19 protein-coding genes are annotated in these 20,145 nt (G+C 29.9%); 2 read left to right on the forward strand and 17 right to left on the reverse strand.

From position 1 onward, the window contains the following. Positions 1 to 127: 127 nt before the first annotated feature. From CHL78_RS04945 to CHL78_RS05000, 12 genes are all read right to left on the reverse strand, one after another. Positions 128 to 1,135: a LacI family DNA-binding transcriptional regulator gene (locus tag CHL78_RS04945; RefSeq protein ID WP_094366350.1), complete on the reverse strand. Its 1,008-nt coding sequence runs from the start codon at positions 1,133 to 1,135 to the stop codon at positions 128 to 130. A 360-nt stretch (positions 1,136 to 1,495) separates the two neighbouring features. Continuing rightward, a complete protein-coding gene (locus CHL78_RS04950) occupies positions 1,496 to 2,413 on the reverse strand; it encodes an ABC transporter permease (protein ID WP_094366348.1) in 918 nt (305 codons plus the stop codon). 2 nt (positions 2,414 to 2,415) lie between these two features. Continuing rightward, positions 2,416 to 3,507: an ABC transporter permease gene (locus CHL78_RS04955; protein WP_094366346.1), complete on the reverse strand. Its 1,092-nt coding sequence runs from the start codon at positions 3,505 to 3,507 to the stop codon at positions 2,416 to 2,418. Continuing rightward, entirely contained in the window at positions 3,500 to 5,053 is a 1,554-nt protein-coding gene (locus tag CHL78_RS04960; RefSeq protein WP_094366344.1) for an ABC transporter ATP-binding protein, read from the reverse strand. Before CHL78_RS04960 ends, CHL78_RS04955 begins: the two co-directional genes overlap by 8 nt. A gap of 30 nt (positions 5,054 to 5,083) precedes the next feature. Then, positions 5,084 to 6,199: a BMP family ABC transporter substrate-binding protein gene (locus CHL78_RS04965; protein ID WP_094366342.1), complete on the reverse strand. Its 1,116-nt coding sequence runs from the start codon at positions 6,197 to 6,199 to the stop codon at positions 5,084 to 5,086. 2 nt (positions 6,200 to 6,201) lie between these two features. After that, complete coding sequence (locus tag CHL78_RS04970; RefSeq protein WP_094366340.1) at positions 6,202 to 7,518, reverse strand: amidohydrolase; 1,317 nt, start codon at positions 7,516 to 7,518, stop codon at positions 6,202 to 6,204. A gap of 361 nt (positions 7,519 to 7,879) precedes the next feature. Next, positions 7,880 to 8,413 carry a ribosome hibernation-promoting factor, HPF/YfiA family gene (gene hpf, locus CHL78_RS04975; RefSeq protein WP_094366338.1) on the reverse strand — a complete coding sequence of 178 codons (534 nt, stop codon included), beginning with the start codon at positions 8,411 to 8,413 and terminating at the stop codon, positions 7,880 to 7,882. A 274-nt stretch (positions 8,414 to 8,687) separates the two neighbouring features. Beyond that, positions 8,688 to 9,068, reverse strand: coding sequence for a VOC family protein (locus CHL78_RS04980; RefSeq protein ID WP_094366336.1), 381 nt, complete (start codon positions 9,066 to 9,068; stop codon positions 8,688 to 8,690). 98 nt (positions 9,069 to 9,166) lie between these two features. Beyond that, positions 9,167 to 9,919 carry a creatininase gene (locus CHL78_RS04985; protein ID WP_199533993.1) on the reverse strand — a complete coding sequence of 251 codons (753 nt, stop codon included), beginning with the start codon at positions 9,917 to 9,919 and terminating at the stop codon, positions 9,167 to 9,169. Between the two features lie 30 nt (positions 9,920 to 9,949). Beyond that, the gene (locus tag CHL78_RS04990) at positions 9,950 to 11,134 is read right to left on the reverse strand and encodes a PucR family transcriptional regulator (RefSeq protein WP_094366334.1); all 1,185 of its coding nucleotides are present in this window, start codon (positions 11,132 to 11,134) and stop codon (positions 9,950 to 9,952) included. Between the two features lie 77 nt (positions 11,135 to 11,211). Then, positions 11,212 to 12,483 (reverse strand): cytosine deaminase, encoded by a 1,272-nt coding sequence (codA, locus tag CHL78_RS04995; RefSeq protein WP_094366332.1) that lies wholly within the window; start codon positions 12,481 to 12,483, stop codon positions 11,212 to 11,214. 323 nt (positions 12,484 to 12,806) lie between these two features. Next, positions 12,807 to 13,022, reverse strand: a complete 216-nt coding sequence (locus CHL78_RS05000; RefSeq protein ID WP_094366330.1) for a hypothetical protein — start codon at positions 13,020 to 13,022, stop codon at positions 12,807 to 12,809. Positions 13,023 to 13,211: 189 nt separating this feature from the next. Between CHL78_RS05000 and CHL78_RS05005 the strand changes: the two genes are divergently transcribed. Further along, positions 13,212 to 13,649, forward strand: a complete 438-nt coding sequence (locus CHL78_RS05005) for a hypothetical protein (RefSeq protein ID WP_094366328.1) — start codon at positions 13,212 to 13,214, stop codon at positions 13,647 to 13,649. A 111-nt stretch (positions 13,650 to 13,760) separates the two neighbouring features. On the opposite strand, the gene rsmH is transcribed toward CHL78_RS05005, so the two are convergent. From rsmH to CHL78_RS05020, 3 genes are read right to left on the reverse strand one after another with little or no spacing between them, the layout of a single operon-like run. Continuing rightward, the gene (gene rsmH / locus CHL78_RS05010) at positions 13,761 to 14,696 is read right to left on the reverse strand and encodes a 16S rRNA (cytosine(1402)-N(4))-methyltransferase RsmH (protein WP_094366326.1); all 936 of its coding nucleotides are present in this window, start codon (positions 14,694 to 14,696) and stop codon (positions 13,761 to 13,763) included. A 22-nt stretch (positions 14,697 to 14,718) separates the two neighbouring features. Then, positions 14,719 to 15,462 carry a prolipoprotein diacylglyceryl transferase gene (lgt, locus tag CHL78_RS05015; protein WP_094366324.1) on the reverse strand — a complete coding sequence of 248 codons (744 nt, stop codon included), beginning with the start codon at positions 15,460 to 15,462 and terminating at the stop codon, positions 14,719 to 14,721. A gap of 11 nt (positions 15,463 to 15,473) precedes the next feature. Then, positions 15,474 to 16,253 (reverse strand): tyrosine-protein phosphatase, encoded by a 780-nt coding sequence (locus tag CHL78_RS05020; protein ID WP_094366322.1) that lies wholly within the window; start codon positions 16,251 to 16,253, stop codon positions 15,474 to 15,476. 356 nt (positions 16,254 to 16,609) lie between these two features. Here CHL78_RS05020 and CHL78_RS05025 point away from each other — a divergent pair, with 356 nt between their 5' ends. Beyond that, the gene (locus CHL78_RS05025) at positions 16,610 to 17,524 is read left to right on the forward strand and encodes a polysaccharide deacetylase family protein (RefSeq protein ID WP_158540632.1); all 915 of its coding nucleotides are present in this window, start codon (positions 16,610 to 16,612) and stop codon (positions 17,522 to 17,524) included. Positions 17,525 to 17,581: 57 nt separating this feature from the next. On the opposite strand, the gene yfmH is transcribed toward CHL78_RS05025, so the two are convergent. Both yfmH and yfmF read right to left on the reverse strand, forming a co-directional pair. Next, positions 17,582 to 18,868 (reverse strand): EF-P 5-aminopentanol modification-associated protein YfmH, encoded by a 1,287-nt coding sequence (gene yfmH, locus CHL78_RS05030; protein WP_094366318.1) that lies wholly within the window; start codon positions 18,866 to 18,868, stop codon positions 17,582 to 17,584. Between the two features lie 14 nt (positions 18,869 to 18,882). Further along, positions 18,883 to 20,145 (reverse strand): EF-P 5-aminopentanol modification-associated protein YfmF, encoded by a 1,263-nt coding sequence (gene yfmF, locus CHL78_RS05035; protein WP_094366316.1) that lies wholly within the window; start codon positions 20,143 to 20,145, stop codon positions 18,883 to 18,885.

Consider the following 20,145-nt stretch of genomic DNA (forward strand, 5'->3'; position numbering starts at 1 on the left):
TACTTTTTATATAAATTCAGTAACTCTCTTAGTTATCTTCATCGTCAATATTATTTATATTGACTTTATATCTATATATTACCGAAGCGTTTCGGTTTTGTAAAGAAAAAAAAAGAAAAAATAATAATTATTTTTTCTTCAACGTACTTTCTTGCTCATATAATTCACACTCAGACTTAAGTATTCTCATAGGTATACCTTTATTTAAATAGTCAATAAGCATACCTGAGGCCTTGTACCCTTTATCGTAACTATTTTGCTTTACAGTAGACAAAGTAGGTGTTATGTAGTTTACCATATGTATACCATCAAAACCAAATATTGATAGTTCATTTGGTATATTTAAGTTATTTTCTTTCGCAGCTTGAACAGCCCCCATAGCCATCAAGTCACTTGCGCAAAATATTGCATCTACACCTTTATTTATAATATTATTTGCACATTCCTTGGCTATATCTATTGAGAAGTCGCCATCTTTGATTATATCATCATCTACTTCTATCTTATATTCTTTGAGCGCATCTATATATCCACTTTTTCTTTCCATTGATACATAAGCACCCTCACTACCATTTATTAACCCTATTTTTTTTCTACCATTTTCTATTAAACTTTTTACTGCTAAATATGAGTATTTTTCATTATCTACAACTACCGATCCAACATTTTGAGTTAGATACGGTATATCTATAAGTACCATCGGAAAATCTGACTGCATTAGTTCCTTTAAATTTGGATCATCTCTCTTTATACCACAAAGTATTGCTCCACTAACTCCTCTTTCTCTGCAAAATTGTAAATAACTTTTCTTCTTTCTCATATTTTCTGAGTATAAATATAGCACCACTTCCAAATCATTTTCTGTAGCACTATTAAAAACACCACTCATTATATCAATCAACATATCATTACTACTACTTTGCTTTTCAAAGCCCACTACTATAAGTGCTATAGCACTATCATTTTTACTCGCAAGTTTTTTAGCTGCTAAATTTGGCACATATCCTAATTCATCTACAGCTTTCATAATTATTTTTTTCGTTTCTTCACTTACATCATCATGATTATTTATAGCTCTTGATACTTGTGTTAACGAAAACCCCGTATGTCTTGCAATATCTTTTAGTTTAACCATGTCTCCTCCTTAGTTAATAATTTATCTACTAATCCTATACTTTTATATTAAAAACTTAAAATTATTAATAAAATCTATTTGTGCTATCATCTAGGCTATACATCCCAATTATTGGCTATAGTTATAATAATATATAATCCGAAAAGTTGTCAATAAGTCTATAAATATGTTATTTAATCATAGAAGTTACTTACTGAAATCTTATGACAGTATTGAAATTCACGGTCCATGGAAAATCTATTATATCTATACACTTTTTTAATTGATTTAACAATAATATATAAAAATCCGCATACCTATAAAATATTGGTATGCGGCTTAATGACTATCTACTAATTAGATTTAAACTTATTTTACATATTACAATTCTTTTTGTGTGCCATTCTTACGAGCGCAGTAAACAACATACACTATGAATATCGTAAGGTATGGTAACATTTGAATAAACTCTATCGGTAGAGAGTATCCTTGTAAGTAGTTAGATAAACTCTCACTAAATCCAAATAGGCCTGAAGTTAAAAGACCTATTACAGGATTTCCATTTGCCATAGCTTGAGTAGCTAGTGCTGTATATCCTCTACCTGATGTCATACCCGCCGAGAATAGTGTAACATATCCCATAGATAAGAATGCTCCACCCATGGCAGCTAATGCACCACTTATAGTAAGTGCTATATACTTTATCTTATTTACTGGTATACCAACTGATTCAGCAGCTTCAGTTGACTCTCCAACAGCCTTAATTCTAAGACCTAATGTAGTATATTTAAACATTGCCCATATTAATACAACAAGTACTAATCCAGTATAAGTTAATATATGGTGTCCTGATAATATAGGTCCTATTACAGGTATATTTTCTATTATTGGTATATTTATATTAGGTAATGCAAGTGAGTGTAGTGATGTAGATGCTCCTTTATCTCCTGTGAATAAGTATAGAGCAAATACAGTACCTCCTGTAGCCATTAGGTTAAGTGCAATACCTGTTAATATTATATTAGATTTTAATTTTAATGCAAAATATGCAAGAATATTACTCATTATTATACCTGATATTACCGCCATAAGAAGTCCTAGATATGCATTTTGAGTTAATGCACTACCTATAACCCCAACAAGAGCTGCAGTTAACATTGTTCCTTCTAGTGCGATATTTCTAGCTCCAGCACGAGATGCTACTATTGCACCTAAAGTTGTAAGTAACACTGGTGTAGTTGATCTAAGAACTGCAAACCAGAAATCTTGATTTAATAATATATCAAAAATCATTTCCATAATTACTTACCTCCTTTATTCATAGCATTTTCTAGAGCCATCTGGCTTTCTTTTCTTTGCTTCATAAAGTATAAGAAACGCTCAGCTGTAACAAGAAGTATTATAATACCTTGTATTATTGCAACTAATTCATTTTGAACATCAGTTTTTCTTGACATTATATCAGCACCTACACGTATATACGATAAGAAGAATGCTGCTAATGGTATAAACTTAGGATTGTTTCCTGAAAGTGTTGCTATTATAACACCATCCCATGCATAAGTTGGTGCATTTGCCCATTGGAAACGATTATACATTCCTAATTTTTCAATAGCTCCACCCATAGCTGCAACAGCACCTGATATAAATGAAGTATATAATATTACTCTTCCAGTTTTTATACCTGAATACTTTGCAAATTCTATATTACTTCCTACTAATCTTATTTCATATCCCCACTTAGTACGAGTTAAGAATATGTAAAGAGCTGCACAAAGTAATAACGCTATAACAAAACCATAGTGAAGTCTAGTTCCATCTACTATGTTTCCTAGGCTAGAACTCTTTAAGAATTTTAATGATGCAAAGTTACTTGCATTTCTATCTATTAAGAATTTGTTTATTATGTATATTCCTGAGAAGAAGAATACATAGTTTAACATTAAAGATGTAACAAGTTCATTAGCCTTAAATTTAACTCTACAAAATGCCGGTATAGAACCTATTAATCCCCCGATAACACCTGCTATTAATATTGCAAATGCAGGATGTATAACAGCTGGTAGTGGTAGTTTTATAGCTATAAATACTGCTATAACAGCTCCCATATAAAATGATGCATCTGTTATCATCGAGAAGTTCCCAGACTTAAACACTAATGCAAGTGATAAACCTGTAAACATAAGTGGTACCATCATTTCTAAAACATTAAAGAAGTATCTCTTTGATTGTAATGGTCCTAATAATAAAGTTGTAAGTGCTTCTATTGGGTTTTCACTTACTGAAAATATAATTACAGTCGTAATAGCTAAAGCTATAAGTATAGCTACTAATAATCTCATAGAATCAAAATACTTTAAAAAGTTAGAATTTGATTTTGACTTTTTACTCATAGTAAGCACCTCCAATCACTTCTTTGCTGTCTTCTTTGATTCCTAACATGTAAAGTCCTAACTCTTCTTCAGTAACCTTACTTGCGTCCTCAATATATCCTACTATTTTTCCTTCACTCATAACTATGATACTATCACTTAAAGATAAAACTTCTCCTAAGTCTGCTGATATAAGTAATATTGCTTTTTTAGCTTCCCTCATATCTAGTATCTTGTGTCTTATAAATTCTATTGCTCCAACATCTATTCCACGAGTTGGTTGATTAACTATTAAAAGCTTTGGATCATATAAAAATTCACGACCAACTATTACCTTTTGTATGTTACCACCAGATAAGTCTTTAATTGCTTGCTTAGTAGTATCATGCTTAACCTTAAATTCACTTACAAGATTACTTGTAAACTCTTTTATTTTCTTTAAGTCCATAAGACCTTTGCTTTTTAATTCTTTCGAAGCATATATTTTAGATATAGCATTATCTTCAATAGATAGTTTAGGTGCACTACCATAAACCATTCTATCTTCTGAAACGTGAGATATTCCCATCTCTTGTCTATTTAATATACTAAGCTTTGTTATATCTTTACCTTCTAACTTAATTTGACCTTCTACATTTTGTATTCCACCAACTATTGAAGATACAAGCTCTGATTGGCCATTCCCTTCTATACCAGCAATACCAAGAATTTGTCCTTGTCTTACTGTGAAAGAAACATTATTTACTACTTTTTTATTAAAAGAGTTTGTATGCTTTAAATTCTTAACACTAAGAACTACATCTTTAAAATCACTTTCAGTTTTTTCTATATTTAAGTCAACATCTCTACCAACCATTAATCTTGATATTTCTTGCTCACTTAACTCACTTACCGAATATGTACCCATTGTTTTTCCGTCTCTAAGTACAGTAAGTCTGTTACAAAGTTCTTTTACCTCATGAAGCTTATGAGAAATAAATATTATTGTATATCCATTTTCTCTTAAAAGCTTTAACTGTTCAAATAATTCGTCTGTTTCCTGAGGAGTTAACACTGCAGTTGGTTCATCAAGTATAAGTATTTTTGCACCTCTATAAAGAGCCTTTAATATTTCTAGCTTTTGTTTCATGGCAAGAGAGATATCTCTTACTTTTGCTTTTGAATCGACCTTAAGGTTATATTTCTTAGATATTTCTTCCGTAACCCTAAATGCCTCTTCTCTTTTTAGGAATCCATAATTTTGTATTTCATGACCTAATATAAGATTTTCCGCAACCGTTAAAGAAGGCACCAGCATGAAATGCTGATGCACCATACCGATACCTTTCTGTATCGCATCATTTGATGATCCAAATGATACCTTTTCTCCATGAATAAATATATCTCCACTAGTCGGGCTTATCATACCAAATAGCATTTTCATCAGTGTAGACTTACCTGCACCATTTTCTCCTATTAAAGCATGAATTTCGCCTTCATTTATACTTAAATTAACACCATTATTTGCAACTACTCCACCAGGGTAGACTTTCGTAAGCTCTGTAGCTTTCAAAATTTCTTTTTTCATTTTTCTAGTCTCCCTATGTGTAAATTAGTATTACTTAGCGTTTTTTATTATTTCTTTTAACTTAGCTTCATCCATTCCTAAAGCTGTAGTAACTTTTATTTTTCCATCTGCTATTTGAGTACTTACTTCTTCTACTTTAGTTCTTATTGCTTCTGGAACTGTTGTTGTGTATATTTCATTATTAGCAAGTTCTACACCTTTTTCTTTAACACCTAATACTTCATGAGTGTTGAATTTTAACTCATCATTTAATAATTTTTCAACTGCACCTACTAAAGAGTTATCTACTCTCTTAAGAGCTGATGATATTATATATTGTTGCTCATCTTTACCTTCATAAGCCATAGCTTGGTCACTATCAACACCTAATACATACTTCTTGCTAGCAGCTGCTGCTTCTATTGATCCAACTGATGCTGGTCCTGCTGATGTAAATACTACGTCTACTCCGTTAGTATATTGAGCTAATGTTAATTCTTTAGCTTTTGCTGAATCTGTGAATGATCCTACATATGATACATCTACAGTTACATCTTTATCTATAAACTTAGCACCTTCTATATATCCAACTAAGAAGTCATTTATTACTGCTGATGTATCTCTAGCACCAACAAATCCTATTTTCTTCTCTGGGTTTGCAAGTTCCATATCACTTGTAGTAACAAGTGCAGCTAATGCTCCAGCTAAGAACCCTGCTTCATTTTGCTTATATGTCATTGAGTATACATTTTCTAATTCATAAGAATCATAATCTACATCTGTATCGTAAACTATATATTTCTTATCTTGGTATAATGAAGCTGTATTTTCAATATGCGCTTTCATATCCCATCCACCAGTTACTATTACGTCTGCATCAGACTCTGATGCGTCTAATAATGATGGTTCAAATTTAGTTTGGTCAAATCCCATTTCTATAGTTTCTACTTCTACGTTATCTCCAAACTGCTTTTCTATAGCTTTTATTCCTGCGTTAGCTGAATCATTGAAACCTTTGTCTCCTAAAGCTCCTGTTACTAAAAGAGAAACTTTTATTTTGTCAGAGTCTCCTTTTTCGCTATCTCCTGATGCACTTGAGCAACCAGTTAAAGCCGCTACACCCATACTCATTACTAAAAGAGCACTTACTAATTTTCTTTTAAACATTATTAATCCTCCACATTATATAATTTATTTTGATTTAAATTGTTTAACAAGTCTATATACTCACTTATAGTAAGTCTTGGATTGAATTTGCTTTTTATATCTTTAGCTAATTCACCTTTATTTGAAAGTAATTCAATTGTTGTTGCTCCTAAGTATTCCATAGGTAATTTGTAAGCAATATCTACATCACCAGTTTTAAAGTTATATCCGTGAATGTTTCCAGTAAAACCTGCTACACCAATTTGGACTGTTGGTACTAAGTGAGATAAGTCACCTATATCTCCCGATGCATATGAGTGACAGTCTTTTAATACTTTATCTTTGCTCATAAAATCAGTTAATGTATCTTCTATTACTTTAGTAAGATTTTCATCTTGTGTAAGTGGTAGGTATCCACCTGTATCACATATTTCTATATCACATCCAACACCTAAAGCTCCTGCTCTTAATGCTCTATCAACTTTTTTATTAACCACAAGTATAGCATCAAGTGTTTTTGCTCTTATATACATATCTAATATCGTCTCTTCAGGAACTGAGTTTACAGTTGTTCCACCTTGGCTCATTACGTAATGCACACGTATTGCATCTTCTTCTTTAAATGTTTCACGTAAAAATGTTATAGCATTCATAGCTAAAGTTGCTGCATTTAAAGCATTGATACCTTCACTTGGATTAGCACCTGCATGTGCTGATTTCCCTTTAAATATAGCTCTTTTTCCTAAGAATCCATTTAAAGTTGAATTAGTTTCTGCTAAGTAATTAGTTCCTGTTCCCATAGTGTGGCAAGATAAAATACAATCTAATTCATCAAATACTCCAAGCTTTATCATCTCTTGTTTACCTGATATGTATGTTAATTTTTTACTCTCTACTAGATTCTTACGATATTCAAAATCGCAATATTCCTCAGCTGGAGTAGCTATGAAAGTTATCTTTCCTCCTAAACTATCAAGAATATTTGATTCTTTTATACCTAAAAATACACCTAACATAGTTCCTACCTGTGCATAATGACCACAAGTGTGAGCTGCATTATCTTCTTTATTTGAAAATTCATGGTTTATAGTAGGTACAGCATCTAATTCACATAATAAACCGATGTGTGCACCTTCTTTTTTTGAATCTAAAGTTGCAACTATTCCTGTTAATGCAATATTATTTTCATAAGATATATCATGCTTATCTAGAACTTTACATATTAATTCATTTGTATTGTACTCTTTAAATCCTAATTCAGGTCTCTTAAAAATTGATTCACTTAGTGAAATCATCTCTTCTTTTATATTATCTAAAGACTTTATAAATATATCTTTCATACGCACCTCCAAATACGAACTTAATAATTTTAAATCATTCATTCATTCGACATCTTTAGACTAATTATATCAATTTTCAAATACATTTTCAACGTATTATTAGACTTTCTTAATATTGTTCTTATATATATCGAATAATTAATTAATACATGGTTATTTCATATATAAAATCGTTCATCTACTTTATTTTTTTAACCAGTTTTATTTCCATAAATTGTACCAAATCGAACTTTATAGGATCTTTAGTCTATGTTTTAATTCTTTAAGTTGCAGTTTCCTGACAATTAAAAAATCCCACGATATGATTGGCTACACCAAACTTACCATGGGACTTTATTTTATTCTAATTTTATAATATAGTCTAAACTTGCTCTATAAGACCATACCCATCATGTCTTTTATATATAACATTAACTGTTTCTGATTCTAGCTCTCTAAATATAAAGAAATTATGACCTAGCAAATCCATTTGTATTATAGCCTCTTCGTGAGTCATTGGCTTGTCTATTTTAAATTTTTTTCTTCTTTTTATTGGTTCGTCATCATCTAAATCACAAGCTACATATTCCTCTATATTTTCAAATCTTATACTCTCATTTCTCTTATTCTTCTTTAAAGTTTGAGTTTTATATTTTCTTAATTGCTTATATAGTTTATCATATACTAAATCTATTGCTGAGTATAAATCTTCCTGAGATTCCTCTGCTCTAATTATAACTCCAGCTTTAGTGTGTATCGTCACCTCTATTTTCTGATTCTTTTTCTTAACATCTATTTTTACATTTATATCTGTATCTTCATTAATATACTTACTCAGCTTCTCAATTTTTGCTTCTATCTTCTCTCTTATTGCATTTGTTATTTCTACCCTCTTTGATACTATTATTATGTTCATAATATACTCATCTCCTTATAAGATAACTTTATTATTTATACTAAATTTTAAGTATAATCATTGATTAAGGTATCTAACATTTTATTTTGTAGTTTGTGTATCTTTGTTTATACTTATTGTACAAGGAAATCGTTACTAGATATAGTCTTTAATTTTCAGAATTTTTATGATATTATATAAAGGTAGGGTATTTTTAAAGAATTCAATGTAGAACATATAAAAATAGCTCTAGTTATAAAAACTAGAGCTTTAATATTATCTATTATTATTTCTATTAGAACTTATCTTCACGTAATATATACTCGTTACCATCTTGATCCTTAAATGTAAATAATCTAGCATATGGCATAGTTACTATATCAGTAACTTCTACATCTTTAGCCTTCATTTGATTATAAGCATTGTCTAAATCTTCAGTACTTAATACTACCGTCTTATAGTCAGCATTAGCTGATGGACATTGTTCTTTCATAAGATTTTTGTCATATAAAACTATTGTAACCCACTCACTATCTTGTGGTGCAATTTCTATCCATCTTAATGGTCCTTCTGTTGCATCTATTTTAGTTACAAAGTTTAATTTTTCTGTCCAAAATTGCTTTGCTTCATCTTGATTATTTACATATATTGTAGTCTTTGCTATTCTATGTATCATTGTGATCTCCTTCTGATGCCTATATGTGCATTTCTGTATAGTCTTTATATATCTTAACATATTAAGACAGATTATAGCTACAATGATTTAATTACTTTCTAGAATATAAATTCTTTTCTTACTATATTAACCATTCCTTCTAGTGCTTCTTGTATTATCAATTCTCCCTTTTCCTTAGAACTAGTTCTTCCTATTGATAAAAGACCAGACTTCGGTACTAAATCCTTTGGTATTGGATATACTTGATAAGATGGAACTTCTTCTATCTTTTCATCTATTAATCTATCCATATGAACTGTTTCTGGTGCAAACTTCAATATTAAAGAGGTCTCTGTAATAGCTGCATGCTCTAGAGCCCATCCTGGAAATTCTACCTCATCAAAAACTTTATCAATGGTATCTTGAGTAATCAAATCCCACCAACTCATCATTACTATTTTAGTCCCCTCTGGCATGTTTCTACTTACTAAGTCTATTGCTTCTAATAAAAATGCTTGATTTTCAAAATGAGAATTTACTATAGCTATCTTTTTAACACCATCTCTTATTAATTCTTCTATAATATCTTTTACTAAAGATATTAGTGTTGCTCCATTTAAATCTATTGTTCCTGGAAATAATGGACCACCACCAGATGCTGGTTGTGACTTATATCCATAGTTTATAGCTGGCATTACTATTCCATTTACCTTATTGGCTAGAAGATTAGAAAATTTTTCTGATATAATTGTATCTGTAAAAAGTGGCAAATGTGGACCATGTTGCTCTACTGACCCAACTGGAAGTATAACTAAATCTTTATCTTTTCTTGCATCAAACTCATACCATGTCATATTCTTCATTAAGTTCATCTATCTATCTCCTTGTTTATCTATTTCAAATTACTCGTTTTCTATGTATTTTAAATAATTATATATCATTAATGCATTCATCAATTCATTTTTAAAAATCGGATCTTCTAAGTTACTATCTAGTATTGTTCTTATTTTATTTAGTCTATATATTAACGTATTTCTATGAATAAACAGTTCACTAGAAGTCTTTATAAGGTTGCAATTATTTATTAAATAACATCTTAGTGTACCTAATAAATCAGCGCTTTTATTTTTATCATAATCTAAAATTCTCCCTAAGATTTCGTCACAGTATATTCTAAGCTTCTTAAAATCCTTTACTTCAAATAGAATTTTATAAAACCCTTGACTGTTATAATCTATAATGTCTAAATCCCAATTATTGCATCTATAAAGTTTAAAAGCCTTGATCGATTCATAGTAACTATCTCTTACCTCTACTAAATTATCACGTATATTACCTATGCTTAAGCTAACATTTATATATCCAGATATCTTTTCATATACTAATTTTAATAAGTCTTTACTTCTATTAAAGTCTGAATTACTGTCTAATGCTACAATACAAATAATACAATTATCATAATAATCTATAATAGAGCGTATGTTATTTTTATCAATCATAGCTTTTATCATATTCATTATATATTCTGTTGATATGTGCTTTTCTTCGCATTTATCTATTAGATTAAATGATGCCACGTATGCACTCGTATCTAAACTAAACTTGCTGTAATTTATTAGATTTTTTATTTTCTCCTTATCTAATTTATAAGAAAGTAATAACTCCCTTAGCAGTTCATTCTCCTTATTCTTATTTAGATTAGACTCCATAATATAGTTCGCTATTTCTTTGTTTACATCTATGAGTTTAATATTCCAAGGCATGTCAAATAAGGGTAGGTTCTCTTTATCTGCAACCTCTATTACTTCATCTGATATACAATCAATATACTCACTGCTTGTAAGTATAACTAAACCTGAAATATCTTTTTTTGAACATTCATAAATTAAATTAATTAATTTATGATTGCTTAAATTCATGCCCATGCCAGTTAGAAACATTAACTCTCCTCCATTTACCCATTGAGAAAAATCTAATGTCTGGCAAATATATGGCCAAGATATATTTTTGTATATTCCATTCTTTCCAGCAACTAACTTTATATCTTTAAAAATATTAAGACTCAATAAATCATTACAGCTTACCATAATTATGCAAGTATCCTTTCAAAAATAAAATTATTTCTATGATTATATCATATTAGAATTACTTTATTCTTTCTATTTTATCTTAAAAAGATACTATCTGTTTCAACCGTTTCTGGTATTCGTCTAAATAATATTTCTCCATTTCTAATTGAATATAAAACTGATACTCTATCACATATAGCTTCAAACTCAGTCTCAGCATTTAACACTATAAAATTTGCTTTTTTACCAACCTCTATTCCGTACTCATCACTTATATTAAGCGTTCTAGCACCATTTATAGTAATAAGATCAAGAGCATTATTTATTTCTTCAAAACTCATCATTTGGCATATATGAATTCCTGCATCTAATATATTCATCAGATTTCCAGAACCTAGTGGATACCACGGATCTGACATTGAATCTTGTGCAAAACATACATTTATACCTTCTTCAACCATTTCTTTTACTCTAGTAACACCCCTTCGTTTTGGATAAGTATCAAATCTTCCTTGAAGGTGAATATTTTCTGTTGGACAAGCTATAAAGTTTAATTTAGATTCTTTTAAAAGCTTAAATAACTTATATGTATAAGCATTATTATACGAATGCATAGCACAAGTATGACTAGCAGTTACCTTTTCTCCGATACCTTCTAAATATGCATGTGCGGCTAATACTTCTAGGAAACGAGATTGCTCGTCATCAGTTTCATCACAATGCACATCAACTAGCTTGTTATACTTTAATGCAAGCTCTATAGTTTTTTTAACTGATTTCTCTCCAAATTCTCTTGTATATTCAAAATGAGGTATAGCACCTACTACATCTGCCCCCATCTTTAAAGCTTCTTCTACTAATTCTTCCCCACCTTTATATGCATACATTCCTTCTTGTGGAAATGCTATTATTTGCATATCTACAATATCTCTCATTTCTTCTTTTAGTTCTATCATAGCTTGTAGAGATGTTAATTTAGGATCAGTTACATCAACATGAGTTCTTATATATTGTATTCCACTTAAGATTTGTTTTTTCAAAGCTATTCTTGCTCTTAATTTCACATCTTCTTTAGTTAGATTTGATTTTGAATCTGACCACCTTTGAATACCTTCAAATAATGTACCTGTTGAATTTGTAGCACCTGGGGTATTAGCTGTATATACATAATCTAAGTGTATATGTGGCTCAACATAAGGTGGAATTGTTAATTTCCCCTTAATATCAACTATATTTATATCATTATTATCTTTGTATTTATCTTTTAGATTATATGCAATTTCTTTTATTATTCCATTTTCAACCAAAATATCTAATTTATTGTTATTCCCTTTTAACTTAGTATTTATAAAAAGAATTCTTTTCATCATATTTCTCCTCACAACTAATAATTGTATTCTTTATATGATGCTATCACATAGGTTTCCTACAGTCATTGTACGCTGAGTATAATTATTTGATATAGTTTTTGTATAATAAAAATACTCATCCCAAATTGGTATGAGTATTCTTATATTTTGATATTTAAGAGTAACGTATTTTAAAGATAATAGTATTAAACTAAATAGCTTTCATATTTATTGTAATCTATTTTACTACACTCAATACTAAAGATAGTGCCATCCTCTGCATACACAGTATCTAAAATAGTTGTATTTTCTCTTATATCAGATACTAGTCAATATATATGTTATTCAGTTTCTAATAGTCTCCATATCCCTATTTTAGGGCTTATAAATAAATCTTTTCTATATTTAAGTACTTTATCTGCTTCATAGCTTGATTCAACAAAACCTTGATGTATAAGTATCTTTGCTATTTTCCCGATTCTCATTTCTTCTTTTACCGTTAGTAAGACTACGATTTTATCTGCTACTCTATCCATTTCTTCTTTAGTATATTTCATATTATTCTCCTTTATATCTTTTGCTTATATCTTATTATAAACTATATCTAATCATATTAAATAATTAAATCAATATAATCATTATCTAATATTCATTTTAGAATAATTATTGTCTAACAGAAGTCATATAATAATAACGACTTAGAATTTTATTATAGAAAATTAACTTCAAAATTTATAGGGGGTAATATGTGTAAATCTCATTCTAAAAATTATAGGAAACAAGAATTAGACGAAGTATCATTACAACTAAATGTTATTCAAATTGGTAGACTAGCTACTATACTTTTTATTATTGGATGTTTTCTCAATTTCATCGAGTATGATAAATCTGAAAAAGCTATTTTTCAAGCAATGGATGATGCAACAAAAAATTTATCTACTGATAATGAGCTTCAGGCTTCAAGGATTGCAGAAGTCGTTAGCGTAATTTTTCTAATTGCTATTTCCATGTATACGAGTAATGCTCTAACCACATTAAAACTTCGACTAGATAAATCTAATTTATCTAGTAACCAAGGATGGAGATTTATTGCATTTTTTGATCTAGTGAAAGTAATGTCTTATGCAGGGGCTGCAATAGGATACTATATAGCTACACAGGAACTAGAAGAATATCAATCTTAATTATTTATATAATTAAAATCCACCATATATCTCAAAGTAATTACATAACAAATAATTAATAAAGATAAAAAGGTTGAACCTAAATAGTTCAACCTTTTACTAATAAATAATTTACTTCTTCTCAGCAACTCTAAGCTTAGCACTTCTAGATCTAGGGTTAAACTCTATCTCTTCGTCACTAGGAATTATAGGCTTTCTAGTAATAACCTTAACTTCCGATTCCTTGTCACACTGACACATCGGAATATGAGAAGGGCATATACAATCAAGCGCTAAATCTCTAAATGCATTCTTAACTATTCTATCCTCTAAAGAATGGAAAGTAATTATACATACTCTTCCACCTTCATTCATTATAGAAACAGCATCATCTATCATCTTAGTTATAACGCCAAGTTCATTATTAACTTCTATTCTAATCGCTTGGAAAGTTCTCTTAGCAGGATGCGGTCCATCCATTCTAGCCTTCTTAGGAATCGCTCCCTTTATTAAATCTACAAGCTCTCCAGTAGTCTCAATAGGCTTTTCTGCTCTACCTTCTACTATAAACTTAGCAATTCTTTTAGCCCAGTTATCTTCGCCGTAGTCTTTTATTATCTTTGCAAGTTCTTCCTCAGTATAAGTATTTACCACATCATAAGCTGAAAAATCACATCTTACGTCCATTCTCATATCAAGTGGTGCATCTTGCATGTACGAGAACCCTCTATCTGCTTCATCAAGCTGATGCGAAGATACTCCTAAATCTGCAAGTACTCCATCTATTTTGTGTACTCCAATTTTTGCAAGTTCTTCTTTAATATTTTCAAAGTTACTATGAACAAATTTTACTCTGTCACTGTACTCAGCTAATCTTTCTTTTGCAGTTGCTATAGCATTTTTATCTTGGTCAAATCCGATAAATAAGCCGTCTTTAGATAGTTTCTTTACTATCTCCTTAGAGTGTCCTGCACCACCCATTGTACAATCTACATATACCCCGTCAGGTTTTATATTTAAGTTATCTATGCACTCGTTTAAAAGTACGGACACGTGATGAAATTCCATGTTATCTTCTCCTTAATACTACTTAATTTGTTTCATTATTTTTGTTTTTCTTTGATAAATATATGTGTGCAACTATACCACCTACTACACCTACTAAACTTATTACTTGAGCCATTCTTAACGGTCCTATCATAAGGCTATCTGTTCTAAGTCCTTCTATAAAGAATCTTCCTAAAGAGTACAGTGTAATATAGTAAACTATAATTTGTCCTTCATATTGCTTTTTCTTTCTAAATAACCATAAGAATATGAATATTCCTAGGTTCCATATTGACTCATATAAAAATGTTGGATGCACCTTCGCACCATCAACCATAATTCCCCACGGTAAATCTGTTTGACCTCCATGAGCTTCTCCATTAATATAATTTCCCCATCTACCTATAGCTTGTGCTAGAGGCATACCTAGCATAACAGCATCTGCCATTTTGAAGAAATTAATTTTCTTAACCTTTGTATATATGTATCCTGTTAAAATACCTGCTATTAATGCACCATGTATTGCCATTCCTCCGCCTCTAAAGTTTAATATCTGAGATGGGTTTTGAGAATAGTATCCCCAATTAAACAATACATAATATAATCTTGCGCCTAAAAGACCTACTGGTATTGCAATTATTGCAAGATTTAATACATCATCTTCTTCGATTCCAACTCTCTTTGCTTCTTTTAAAGCAATTAAAGTCCCAAGTATCATACCAGTTGCCATTAGTATACCATACCACATTACATCTATTCCAAAAATAGTAAAAGCTATTCTATCCATATGATCTCCTCTTATCTTTTAAATAATTTAGTGAAAAATCCTTTTTTTTCTATGTACTTTTCAGGATTTGGTATTTCTAGCTCCTCATTTTCTATTATGCTATTAGCATTTCTTGAAAATAAATCATCTGCGTAATCTTTTCCATAATTACTACGAATATAATCATAGCTTTCCCTCATTAAAGGTCTTCTTCTTGTAGCACTATGTGCATCACTTCCAACTAAGTGAACCATGCTGTGATCAAGTAATAATGTACAAAGATTTTTTGTTTCCTTACCATTTTTCCCTATTATACTAGATGCATTTATTTGTATTAAAGCACCTTCTTTTATGCAGTCATATATTAGATTCGGGTTGTCCTCAATTCTTGCATATCTTTCCACATGAGCTAATATTGGTGTATATCCTTTTAGTTTTATCTCATATACTATGTCCGCTAAGTTTTGTGGAACATTTAGTGGTGGAAATTCTATTAATATATGCTTACTATTTCCCATTGTATTAAAATCTAAATGCTCTATTTCTTCTATAATATCCGGTGTATAGTAAAGCTCATTTCCCACTATAACCTCTAAGTCTATATTTTTTTCCTTTAGAAGTTTATTAAATGAATTTAATTTTTCTAAGACTACTTCTCCCGTTTCATATTCAAAGCTAGGATGATAATGTGATGTATTAATTATCTTTTTTATTCCTTCGCTATGAGCAATCTTTGCCATTTCTAACGATTCTTCTAAATCCTTAGAACCATCATCTACACCAGGTAATATATGGCAGTGAATATCTATCATAGGTCTATGCCCCCTTTATTGCGCTTAAAGTTTATCTTAATATTATACCATTATAGCAATAAATCTAAAAGCTTAAGATTACCTAGTTACTACATAGTATTCATTTCTAAATCAAATTCTTTAAAAATACTTATCCTTACAACAACATATTAAGAATTTTAAAGGTCATAATATTTATATGATACATTTTAATTATGAAATAAAAATGAATTTTTATTTCTAATATTTTGAATTAAGTATAATTTTTTCATTAATATTTATATAAGTTTAACTTATATTTAATTCAAAATATGTATGGATGTATTTTTGTTTTTTATTTGCAATATCATCTTGTTTATTTATCTAGGAGGTCAATTATGAAAAAAATAAAAACAAAACTTACTAAAAGGAGTCTATATTCTGTTATTATAACATCCCTTGCTATAATAATTAGTATAACCTCTATATCCATATCATATTGCTATAATCGTAAGGATAATGATGCTTTAACTACTGATAGTATCAATGATAATAGTGATAATCCAAAAGTTTATAACCATCTTCAAAATGAATTAGGTAAGCATGTACATGTAGGTGTCTCAGCACTTGGTAGAAACTATACTGACGATGCTTTAGTAGTAGCTCAGAAGCTAAATGCTTCTGATTGTGCAAATAATGGACACAAGGTTGTTTATTTAACATTTGATGATGGAGTATCAACTACTAGTACTCGAAAAGTTTTAGATATACTAAGAAACTATGATGTTCATGCTACATTTTTTGTAACAGGAGTAAGTTTAATTGAGGGTGGCGATAGAGCGGCTTCTTTATTAAAGCAAGCTTTCAATGATGGTCATGCTATAGGTAATCACTCCTACAGCCATAACTATAAATATCTATTCCCTAATAGAGTTTTAAATTTAGATAATTTTGTAGCTGATTATAAAGAAAATGATAAGTTATTAAGTAAGATATTAGGACCTTCGTTTGTTACCCGCGTAATAAGATGTCCTGGTGGTCGTATGTCATGGCAAGGAATAGAAGCACTTGACAATTATACAAAAGAAAATCATATAGCTGCAGTTGATTGGAATGCATTAAATGGAGATGCAGAAGGAAACACTAAAAATGCACAAGAACTTTATAACTTTGCTGTTGCTACTTCACAAGGAAAAGAACTTGTAGTTCTATTAATGCATGATGATTACGGAAAACAAGCAACTGTAGATGCTCTCCCTAAAATAATTGAGTACTTTAAATCAAATGGATATGATTTTAGAACATTATCTTAAAATATAAATATATTAAAAGGCATGTCTTAAGTAAATCCTTGAGACATGCCTTAATTATTATTTTGGTTCAACTATTGATATTACACTATATTCCTCTTTAAAATGAGATTTTAATCTTTCTTCTACCTCTTCAAATTTAACTGACTTTATAACATCTAAGTAGTCTAATAGATTTATTCCCTTAAAGTTATAAGTTATAAAGTTGTTAGCTATGAAGTTTACAGAATCAAAGTACTTTAAGAAATTACCTATTTTCTTTTTCTTAGTTCTCTCAAATTCTTCTTTTGACAATCCTTCAACTTTATATTTCTCAATATATTCATGAATAGTTCTCTTAACTTCTCTTGGATCCTTAGAGTCTCCACCTATTATAGTAAATCCATAATCAACTTGTGATGAGAAACCTGAACCAAAGTTTTCATTTATTAATCCATTCATATATAAATCTTCGTAAAGCTTGCTACCTTTTTTAAGTATCATATCTATTAATATTTCGGTAACAACTTCTTTTCTTAATAATTCTTTTCCTTTTGTACCAACATTATTATCTTTAAATGCTATATTAAACATTGGCATAGATATTGGGAATTTAGCAACTACCTCTTTTTCATTTACATGAGCAGGTTCTTCAGGGTAGAATCTTTCTATTTCTTGAGATAATTTTTCTACATCATAGTGATTCACTTTCTTAGCAACTTCCATAACCTTATCAGCCTCTAAATCTCCTACAACAAATAACGCCATATTTCCCGGGTTATAAAATGTATTGTAGCACTTATATAGTTCTTCTTTGGTTATTTTGTATATACTTTCTACCGTCCCTGCTATATCTACTCTTACTGGATAGTTTACATAAAGCGCTTTTAGACAGTTGAAGTAAACATTCCAATCTGGGTCATCATCATACATCTTTATTTCCTGTTCTATTATACCTTTTTCCTTTTCAACATTTTCATCTGTAAAATAAGGTGTTTGAACATAGTCAATAAGATGTTCTAAACTTTCATAAAAATGTTCTGTAGTTGAGAATAAATAAGCAGTCATAGTAAAGTTAGTAAATGCATTAGCATTTGCTCCCCACTTAGAAAACTTATCAAATGCATTTCCTCCATCTGACTGTTCAAACATTTTATGCTCTAAGAAGTGGGCTATACCTTCATTGACTCTTATTTTTTTATCTTCACCAATAGGTACAAACTCTAGCTCATTTGAACCATAGTTTGTTGCAAGTACTGCATACTTCTTAGTAAATCCTCTCTTTGGCATAAAGTAAACATCTAGTCCATTTTCTAGCTTCTCATAGTAAAGTTCTTCTCTTAATATATCGTTAACTATTTTTTTCATTTATTTATGCCTCCTTAATTACTTAAGAAATATATAGTATCAAGAGTTATGTCCCCTGCTATGTTTACTATATCTTCTACACTTACCTTAGCTACATTGTCAATTATCTCTTCAACAGTTTGATTAGTTTTACCCATGCTTTGAGAGAAATAAAAATCTGACATTCCTCCTATGCTATCTCCTATTGATTTCATAGAATTTATTAAACCTATTTTACTATTCTCTATTTCTTCTTGTGATATATCTCCAGCTTTTAAGCTTTCTAATTGTTGTTTTACAAGATCTAAAGTCTTTTCGTAGTTTTGAGCTTCTATACCCGCAGATGCAAATAATATTCCTTTGTATTTTTCAACAGATGAATAGATATAGTAGCATAAACTTTCTTTTTCTCTTATATTTATAAACATCTTAGAGTGTGGTCCTCCACCTAATACATTGCATCCTACAACTAATGGATAGTACTTATCTACATCATTATAATCTATATTAGTCCTATAACCCATTACAAGTTTACCTTGAGTTATATCCATATTTTCCTTTATTTCTTTTACTTCTGTTACTTCTTTCTTGTAATCTGCTCTAGGTATATCTATGATATTTCCTCTTTCAAAGGTAAAGTTCTTTTTAATAGTTTCAACCACTTCAGCTTCATCAAAATCACCCTCAACTACTATATCAATTGGTGATGTTCTTAATATCTCTTTGTAATGATCGTATAAATCTTGAGGGCTTATCTTATCAAGATCTTCTTCATACCCATATTCACTTATACTATATCTCTCATCACTACACATTTCTTCAAATAACCTTTCAAGAGCATATCTCCCCTTGTCATTAATTCTTGCTTGTATTCTAGTTTTTAAATTTTCTTTTTCAATGTTTACGTACTTTTCATCAAAGCCACCATCAACTAATAATGGCTTATTAATTATTTCATTGAAAAATTCTATTACATCATTAAATATATTTTCATCTAAATATTTTTCATTAGTATTTATTATCTTGAAGCTTATAACTTGACGCTCTCCTCTTTTTCCTACATCTCCAAACATAGATGATCCATATAAGTCATCTAACTTGTTAGAAATCTCTCTAGCACTTGGGTACATCTTAGAACCACTAGTGATTAGAGTTGGAAGTAGAGCGTTTTTCGTAGTTTCTTCTCTATCTAATAATCTTTGTATGTATATACTTACAAGGTTAGACTTAAACTTTTTAACTGGTATAAGAGTTAAATTAATGTTATCGTCTAAGTTAATTTTTTTAATGTCTTCCAT

Origin of the sequence: Romboutsia weinsteinii (genome assembly GCF_002250835.2) — a bacterium.
In the GTDB taxonomy this organism is placed as follows: Bacteria; Bacillota; Clostridia; order Peptostreptococcales; family Peptostreptococcaceae; genus Romboutsia_A; species Romboutsia_A weinsteinii.